At 37.7% G+C, this 7,856-nt stretch carries 2 protein-coding genes; one reads left to right on the top strand and one right to left on the bottom strand.

Features of this window, described 5'->3' with window-relative positions; all coding sequences use genetic code 11:
- Nucleotides 1-254: 254 nt before the first annotated feature.
- Nucleotides 255-6,941 carry a PQQ-binding-like beta-propeller repeat protein gene (locus AB1630_08515; protein MEW6103836.1) on the top strand — a complete coding sequence of 2,229 codons (6,687 nt, stop codon included), beginning with the start codon at nt 255-257 and terminating at the stop codon, nt 6,939-6,941.
- Between the two features lies 1 nt (nt 6,942).
- On the opposite strand, the gene AB1630_08510 is transcribed toward AB1630_08515, so the two are convergent.
- Nucleotides 6,943-7,347 carry a hypothetical protein gene (locus AB1630_08510; GenBank protein MEW6103835.1) on the bottom strand — a complete coding sequence of 135 codons (405 nt, stop codon included), beginning with the start codon at nt 7,345-7,347 and terminating at the stop codon, nt 6,943-6,945.
- Nucleotides 7,348-7,856 lie beyond the last annotated feature (509 nt).

Genomic DNA, 7,856 nt, shown 5'->3' with positions numbered 1-7,856 from the left:
GTGAAGCATGCGAAAATCAGGTATGGTTAGAATTTGCAAACCGATGTGGTTATATAGATTCTATTATGACAACAAAGATTAACTCAAATTATGACCAAATCATTGGACAGATTATACGAATGATTGAGAAAGTGGATAAATGGTTAATTAGACAAAGATGATATTCTCCTTTTCTCTTTTTCTTAAGATTCTCCGTCACAAAGAGGGGGTGAATAATTACGAAAAATCAAGGAATAGGAAGTGCTACGATAAGTGTGTTTGGTTCTCTTTCAACTAATGTAATCACAGACCCTGATGGCTTTTATAAGGTTATCCTAAATAAGCCTGGAACATATAGACTAACCGCAAGCAAATGTCCCTATCAGCCATCTACAATTTTCTGTGATGTTCCACCCAATATCAAAAATGCTGATATCTTCTTAAGGTTTGTTGAGATTGGAATTTATCCTTTATCTATTGAGATTAACCTAGCCCAAAATGAGAGGGGAACAAGGGCTATAACCCTTTCTAATACAGGTTCTGCGGATATGAGCTTTAAGATAGCTAGCACAATGAATGAAGTAAGGCAAACAAAATCTTCTGATATTACCCTTATTTCAAAAGAGCCAATTTCTGTGGAAAGCTCAAGGGTTAATGGAACTATGAGCTATAAGGCATCATATATTTATTCAGGTCCTGTTGACACAAGGATTTTGCTCTATGCAGATGATTACCAGGTAACCCCTGGCTTTACCTATCCAGACCTTGGCCTTAAGAACCTTGGCTATTCCTATACAGGCTTCTATTCAGACCCTGAGGGGTTTTACCTTAGCCTAAAGAAGCAAAATTGGGATTTGGTGATAATTTCTCACTGTTGGAATCCTCGCCTTGGAAAGTATTGGGATGATATAAAGGATTACCTAGAGAAAGGTGGGAGGTGCATCATTGAGACATATGATATTGATGGCTCAGAGGGCACCTCAACCCTATGGGAAAGCTTGGGAATAATATGGAAAAAGGATATAGGTTCTCAATTAAATGTGTATAAATGGAAAGAAAAGCCATTATTTAAAAATGTTCCAGATTTTACATCCTGGGATATAAAATATTTTGGGGATAAGGGAGACTTTATCTCATCAGGTGAAGGGATAGCCTGTGCTGGATTTTGCTCCACATATTCAACCAATGAGGCAGGGGTTGTGATAAGTAACAAGAGAAAGGCTATCGTAAACAGCTTTACTATTTCTGAAAATAGGTCAGACCTTGACTTCGATGGAAAGCTTGATGGTATAGAGCTATTTGAGAATGAGATTCAATTCCTCTTAGAGGATAAATTTGATTTGGTAAATATAGAGCCAGGGGAGGGTGTTATTTCTGAGGATTGTAAAAAAGAGATAACATTGAGTTTTAGTGGAAGGGATTTAATGCCAGGCACATATTCTTTAACCTTGGTAATCCATAGCAATGACCCTGATGATAATCCATTATTCATTCCAATAACATTAAGGATTAAGCCCAGCTTTTTTCCTTTAATCTCTATCTTTCCAGAAAATGGTCCAGTTAGCTCTTTAATCACCATAAAGGGAATGGGCTTTGGAGAGAATGAAGAAATAAAAATTGATTTTGGATGCTCTTTTAGCATAACAAAAAGCGATGAAAAAAGGGAATTTATATTTAAAAGTGAATTTCCTTCCTGCAATATAGGAAAGAATATCATTACTTGCTCTGGCATTTCATCGCACCTATCTGCCACAATATCATTTAATGTTATTCCTACAATCTATAAGGTAATGGTAAAGCCTAAAAATAGCCTTGATATGGTTGTAAAGGAAAGGACAATATTTTCTAGAAAGAAGATAGTAAATCTGGGAAATGTTAAGGATTCATTTGACCTTTCCTGCCTTAATAAAAATGAGGGTTGGAATATAGAATTCTTCCCTTATGACAACTGCCTCCCTGGAACATCGCCAATTTCTTCTACAGAAGATATTTCACCCGGTGAGTCTATATTCATCCTTGTCAAAGTTACCCCTCCTTTGGATGCAAAAGAGCTTGCCTCAAATACATCCATTATTAAGATAAGCTCAAGGAAGAATAAAGAGACATATTGCCTATCAACCATTACTACAATGGTTGGCATATGGTGGACATTCCACCAGGATTTTGCCCGCACAGGCAATTCACCCGATAAAACCATATATCCACCTTTGGGTATAAAGTGGATATATAAGGTAAAACCCTGGATAATAACCTGGCCTGAACCCGAAGAGCTTAAAGGCATCCGCTGCTCACCTGCTATTTATAATGGAAAGATATACTTTACTGCCCTAAATGGCTATCTCCATTGTGTAGACTTAAAAACAGGAAACCTGGTTTGGGATTTCCTTTCCCCAGGCGGTGGCAGGGGGACAACCTATTCCTCTCCCACTGTATTTGATGGAGTTGTCTATTATGATGATTGCAATGGCTTCCATGCGGTTGATGCAGAGACAGGAAAACATATATGGTCAAATCGTCCCCCTTCTCCTCCTGAATCCTACTTACCTGTTGTGATTAATGGAATTGTTTATATCCCTGGGACAAATGGCCTCATTGGATTGGATGCAAAGGATGGCTCTCCAATGGGATATAGAGAGAGCTTTTATCCCAATAATATGTCTTATTATAACGGTGCTTTATTTTGTGAGGCAGCAAGGCATTTTAGCGGAAAGGTATTCTCTCTGGATGAAGATACGGGATTTATAAGGTGGAGCAAGGAGACAAAGGGTGGTCATATTGCACCCTGCGTAGAGAATGGGGTTGTCTATTCAATAACAAATATAGGACCGGGGCCTAGCCCTATTCAAGCATGGGATGTAAGGGATGGAAGGCTTATTTGGACATTTGAATCCGGAATAACCTTTCTCCATGAGTCACCTGTAATTGCTGAGGGAAAGCTATATTGTGCTTCAAATATATGGGCAGGGGTTGGGGTATATTGCCTTGATGCATATACGGGAAAACTTATTTGGTTTGAAGTAATAGATGCTCCTTTTATAACCTCATCTCCAATGATAGCCAATGGAGTCCTCTATGTCGCTTGCGAGGATGGATGTGTCTATGGATTTGATGCAGAAAAGGGAGAGGTAATTTGGAAAATCCAGCTAGGTAGCTACATTGCCCAGGCATCACCTGTAGTTTCTGATGGTGTCTTATATATAGGTGATTGTGATGGAAAGCTCTATGCCCTAACACCATATCCAAAGATTGATACAACCCTTCCAAAAATAGGGTTAAATAATGCAAGCATTACACTAACCATTACTGGCTCTAACTTCTTTGATGGCTGTAGCCTTAAGCTTATTAGGGAAAATAGAGAAATAGATGGTCAAATCATTGAAAAATCCCTTAAAAAACTGGTTGTTTCTTTTGATATAAGGGGAGAAAAAGAGGGAGTCTTTGATTTAGTAATAAAAAACCCTGACGGCTTCTCTGACAGGCTAGACAAGGCATTTACTGTAATCAAAAATCCCTTACAGATTCTTCCCTCAATAGAGGAAGGTTGTGTAGGTAATGAGATTATATTAAGGGGAGCAGGTTTTTCCTTGAATAAGAAGATAAATATAGACTTTGGGACACATTCCTCTATAACCCATTGTTTTTCTGATAATTATGGAAGGTTTGAGGCAGTATTTAGGGTAGATAACCAAACCTTTGGAACAAAGACAATAACTGCATCAGATAGCATACAAAGGGAGACAGCTATATTCTTCCTTAAGCCAGATATGCTTATCTCTCCAAAATCTGGCATTATTGGTAGCATAATTACAATCAAAGGAAATGGCTTTACCAAAGAAGAGAAGATAAATATTGATTTTGGAACACACAAGTCAATTGCAAGTGCAATCCCTGATAAAGATGGATGCTTCATTGCTTCATTTCCTATCAGCAATCAGGCATATGGGACAAATACCATAACTGTAAAAGGCTCTTTATCCTCCTTCCCTATATATAGCCCATTCTTTATCACCACAAGAATCCTTGTTTATCCAAGCTATGGTAAAGTAGGAGAGTTTCTTACCCTTTATGGTGAGGGTTTTGGCTCTAAATCCTCTGTTTTAATAAGCTTTGGAACAAACCTTAACATTACCTCAGCTATAACCTCAGAATATGGAAGCTTTTCACTTATCCTTACAGTAGATAGCCAACCATATGGGAAAAAGGATATTACAGCAAGAGAGACAAACACAAGGTCTGCTTCGACATCCTTCTTTATTCCAAAAGAGACCTGCTATATCAAGGGTTATGTCTTGGACTCCCAGGGTATTGGAATGGAAGGTGTAAAGGTAACATTATCATTTGACTGGTATAAAGCCGAGTTTTGGACAAAACCCGATGGATACTATGAGTTTCTCAATCTTTCGGGAGGAAAGAGGTATACAATTTCTCCCTATTTAAAATTCTGGGGATTCAAGCCACAAATCAGGGAATATTTACCCCTGCTTGATAACCTTGATAAGGAAAACTTTATAGGAACCCTTGCTCCTACAATTCTTTTAAGCACAGATGAAGGCTGTATAGGTGATTATTTGGTTGTAGAGGGCATTGATTTTAATCTTGATGAGAAAATAAGGATTGATTTTGGAACATATCAGACAATTGCTACATCCAGGGTAGTTGAGGAAGGAAAATTTAGTGTTGGGTTTTACATTGCAACCCAGCCATTAGGCTATGTTTCAATAACTGCCTATGGTCTTATCTCTAATAAAATGGCAGCTACCACATTCTCCCTTAAAAAGGGTAGATTTTATATAAGGGGATATCTTAGGGATAGGAAGGGAGAGGGTATTAGTAACATAAGGGTATGGCTATTTGGTTATGAGGACAAGCTATATTTCACAGAATCTAATGGATATTATGAATTTTTAAACCTTATGGGAGAAAAGTATTATAGAATAAGTGTATGGGGTGAGAATATCTGGAAATTTAATCCTTCTGGCGTAAGGTATGACTCACTTGATTCAAATAAGGAGCAAGACTTTGTAGGCGATGGTCCATCTGTTGCCTTGGTTCCATCTGCTGGGCCAGTTGGCTATGTTGTAACAGTTTTTGGCGAAGGGTTTTCTACCCAAGAAAAGGTAAGGATTGATTTTGGAGATACACCTTTTATTGCAACTGCTACAACCAGCCAAAATGGAAGCTTTACCATAACATTCATTGTTAATAGCCAATCCCCTGGGGAAAAAAATGTCCTAGCTTGGGGTCTTAGCTCCTGGGTAAGGAGGAATATCAAATTTAACCTCCTTTCTTGTCTAACCTATGGGGTTTCTATATCCAAGGATAGGGCTTCACTATCAGGTTTTGAAGCCGAGAGGGTATATTATCTTGCTACGCTCATAAATACAGGAAATCTTCCAGATTCCTTTATCCTATCCTCTGATAGCCCAATGGTAGAGTTTTTGGATGAGATAAATGGAATCCCAGGGACAAGGGCAATAATCAGTACCCCTCTTTTATTATCCGGCTCATCTAGTAGCCTATTTTTCTCTTTCTTTGTTTCTTCTCTATCAACTACAGCAAAGATTATTGCTAGGTCAACCAATAACCTAGATTGCTTGGGAAGTGGAACCTACACAATCTCTCCAATGGCTTGTCATTTCTTCCGCTATGATGCCCAACATAGGGGAAGGTGCAATTATCCTGTTTCTTATTTAAACCTAAGATGGAAGTATAAGGAGAAGTTTGAAAGGGGCTATTGTTCACCCGTGATTGGGAATAATGGGATAATCTATATAGCTGGGTCTAATAGCCTTCTTGCCTTAAACCCTAATGGCATTCTTAAATGGGCTTGTCCTATTTCAAGGTCTCTATCTTCACCTGCCATTACTCCAGAAGGGGATATTATCTATATAGGAGGAGAAAAGGGACTTTATTCATTTAACAATGATGGCTTATTAAGATGGGTATATGAATTTGGAAGCGCTACATTTGTCAATTCCTCTTGTGTAATTGATGGTGAGGGTTCGGTTTATATTGGCTCTAATCTTGGGCTATTTTCTATTAACCCTGATGGAAGTCTTAAATGGCTCTATCCCACAAGCTCTGAAATTATTTCATCACCTGCCATAGGCTTGGATGGAACCCTCTATTTTGGATGTGATGACAATGGATTGTATAGCATATCCAAGGATGGAAGGAAAAAATGGGTATATTTCACAAAGGGAAGGATTTCCTCATCTCCTGCTATTGGAATGGATGGAAGGCTCTATTTTGGCTCTGATGATGGAAAGCTATATTGCATTTCTTCTGATGGAAATTTGATCTGGAAATTTTGTGGAGACTCTGCTGTTAACACCTCTCCTTCTATTGGAATGGATGGAAGGCTCTATTTTGGCTCTGATGATGGGATTTTCTATTGCCTTGATAAGGATGGCAATCTTCTCTGGAACTATCCAACAGGAGATAGGATTGCTTCCTCACCTGTAATAGACTCTAATGGATACATATATTTTGGCTCAGATGATTTTAGGCTTTATTGCTTAAGCTCTAATGGAAAACTTATAAAAAGCTATATCCTTGATGGAAAGCCTTTCTCATCACCTGTTATCTCTCCTGATGGCTTCCTTTATATAGTAGGAGAAAACGATGGCCTTTATGCAATGGGTTTTCTTACCTCTCCAAACATTATTTTGAAGAAGGCTTGTGATAGAGAAAAGGTCTTTTCTGGTGGAACAATGACCTATACCATAACCTATAAAAATGAGGGTCAAGCACCAGCCACCGATGTTACCATTGTTGAGGTTCTGCCAGAAAGAGCAATATTAGAGTCAGAAGTTAAGAGTCAAGAGTCTGAAGTCAGTTATTGGTATGACACTAAATGGAATGTAGACTTTGACCAAAGGGCAACCAAACTTCGCTGGATTATCCCACAGGTTTTACCAAATGAAGAGGGAAGCCTCTCCTTTGTGGTAAAGATAAGGTAGGCTAAGAAGCATGAAAATCATAGGTATAATACAAGGCAATCTTCTCTTTCTTTACATATTCATTTAGATATGGTTTTATTGGCCTATGGGAAACAAGAAGGGGAAATATCTCATCAAATACGCCATTTAATCGTTTAAGCTTTTTCATAAAATTATCTATATCTTTCTTTAAAAAGCGATACTTTGCTTCGCCAATGATTGTGAAGTGTTTTTCATCCCTTGTTGCTTCTCCAATAATGTTTGCCTTAACATATCTTCCCTTATTACCAACAACATATTTTCTTATTAGCCTATCCTTTACAATGAGAGCAAAGTCTCTTTCAAGCAATCTTGGCAATTCCTTTAGAGCAACATTTCCTATTTCTAAATCTGCCAAGTTTCTCAAATCTCCGAATTGATAAGCCATCTTTTACTCTTACCCCCTTCTTCATTTCCCTTCTAATGTGAGGGGTTAGCTCTAATACTGCCATAAAGATATTTTATAATAAAGCCTTGTAATTTTGCAAGTTTTTGATTTGAAACTTACCCATATCTTTTTAGCTAAAGAAAGGATTTTTGGGAAAATTAGGGTCTCTTTTTTAAAATTGTGGTTATTTTCTATTGACAGGAGGGCTAATTTCAAGTTCCTTCTTCCATTATCCTCTTTTCCTCTTCAGTGAGGGTTTTTATAAAGCAATTTACCTTAAAGCCATTCATCCACAGAGAAAACCCTTCTGCTATCAAATATTTACCTATTTTTCCACTACCATTAGTTGTTATTTTGAGTTTTGCGTTTTTAGTTTTGAATTTAATTTCCCATTTTCCGCTACCCTACCATAGGAATTGACTACTTCAAAAAATTTATTATGTTTTGGCTCTAAAAAGCCGATATATATAATAGATAAGATGATAGAAGATATTTTAAGAAGACAAAAT

The organism is bacterium (assembly GCA_040753555.1).
Lineage (GTDB): Bacteria > UBA9089 > UBA9088 > UBA9088 > UBA9088 > JBFLYE01.
This window is presented reverse-complemented; position numbering and strand designations above follow the sequence as displayed.